A 1698-nucleotide genomic window follows, 5' to 3' on the forward strand; every position below is an offset into this window, starting at 1 on the left:
GGACGAGCGCGCCCGCGGCCGGCCCGGCGCCGCCCGCACAGCCGGCCGGCGGCCGGGCCGCGGCGCCGAGCGGCACGGCCGTCTGCGGGGCGGAGAGCCCCTGCGCGCCGGCACCGTCGGCCGGAGAGGCCGCGGCGGACGGCGACCCGTCGTCCTGCGGTGCACCGGCGGACGGGTCGGCGTCCTGGGGCGGAAGGGCCGCCGACTGCGGCGGTGCGGGGTTGCACCAGGGGCTGCGCAGGCCCGGTGCCCGCCCGGGCGCGGCCGGCCCGGCGCTGCCGCTACCGGCCGCCGAGCAGACCTCCGGCGGTGGGGCGACCACCACGCGGGCCGGCGGACGGGCCTGGTCCTCGGGGCCGCCGTCCACCAGGGCGGCCACCATCGCGCCCGCCACGACGACGGTCAGCAGGGCAGCGGCCGACGTCGCCCCGCCAGCCCGCAGCCGGGCGGCGGACGCCAGCCGGGACGGTTCCGGCTTCGGCGGTGCGGGGCAGGCGCGGACCGCCGCATCGTGCAGCAGCCCGCCGAGCCCGGGCCCGAAGCCGGGGGCCAGCGGGTCCTCGCCGACCAGCGCCGGAACGGCCCGGGCCAGCTCGGCGCGGGCCGCCAGCACCCTGCCCTCGGCGGCCGCCGAACTCGCCTCCACCTCGGCCGCGAGCACCGGCACGGGCAGTCCCACCGCGTCGTGGAGGACCACCGCGCGCCGCCGGGCGCGGGACAGCCGGCGCAGCGCGGCGAGCAGCGCCCGGTCGGCCGCCCGCTGTTCCGCGGTGACCTGGCTGCCCCGCCGGCGCCCGCCCCGGTGCCGGCGCGTGCGGTGCCAGGGCGACAGTGCCGACTCGAACGCCGCGGCCCGCACCCATCCCTCCGGGTCGGGCAGCGCGGACACCTCCGCCCAGCACAACGAGGCCGCGCCCAGCGCCGCCCGGACGCACCGGTCGGCCCGGTGCGCGGAGCCGGCCACCAGGTACGTCTGCTGGACCAGCCGGGTGTGCACCGCCGCGCTGAACGCCGCGAAGTCGGCGGGCAGGGCCGGAACCGGCGGGGCCGCGGGGGCCTCCCGCTCGGGTGCGGGTGCGGGTGCGGGTGCGGGTGCGGGTGCGGGTGCGGGTGCGGGTGCGGGTGCGGGTGCGGGTGCGGGTGCGGGTGCGGGTGCGGGCGCGTCGGCCGGTGCCGTCGCGGTCTCCGCGGCCGGGGTGACGGCCGGTTCGGGTTCGGTCGGTTCGGGTTCGGCCGGTTCGGCTTCGTTGCGCGGTGCCGGATCGGAGGCGCGTGCCGGGCCGGCGGGCGGCGTTTGTCGGTCGTCCGGGGGAGGGGTCAGCAGGGCCGCGAGGCGGGCCGCGTCCGCGCGGTTCTCCGCGCCGAGCTTGCGCATCGCCTTCTGCAGGTGGGTGCGGGCCGTCGCGGGCGCGATGCCCAGCGCGGCGGCCGCCGCCCGGTCGTCGTCGCCGGCCGCCAGCCGGGCCAGGACCTGCGCCTCGCGACGGGTCAGCCGGCGCAGCAGACGGGCGGCGTCCGCCCGGGCCCGGTCCGGCGTGTCCCGCTGCCCCGCTGCAGTGCCCGCTGCCCGCCCCGGGGTCGATCCCCCCCCCCCCCGGCGCCCCCGCGCGGGGGGGGGGGGGGGGCGCGCCCCCCCCGCCCCCCCCCCCGCCCCCGCGCCCCCCCCCCCCCGCCCCCGGCCCCCCCCGCGGGGGCGCG

1 protein-coding gene and 1 pseudogene are annotated in these 1698 nt (G+C 83.3%); both read right to left on the minus strand.

What is annotated here, in order from left to right:
- On the minus strand, positions 1-1375 hold a 1375-nt coding region (locus ACFV0G_RS39020), incomplete at its 3' end, for a hypothetical protein (protein WP_380558559.1).
- Between the two features lie 12 nt (positions 1376-1387).
- Positions 1388-1504: pseudogene (locus tag ACFV0G_RS39025) on the minus strand (LuxR C-terminal-related transcriptional regulator); the annotation flags it as partial.
- Between the last annotated feature and the right edge of the window lie 194 nt (positions 1505-1698).

Origin of the sequence: Kitasatospora sp. NPDC059571 (assembly GCF_042735675.1) — a bacterium.
In the GTDB taxonomy this organism is placed as follows: Bacteria; Actinomycetota; Actinomycetes; order Streptomycetales; family Streptomycetaceae; genus Kitasatospora.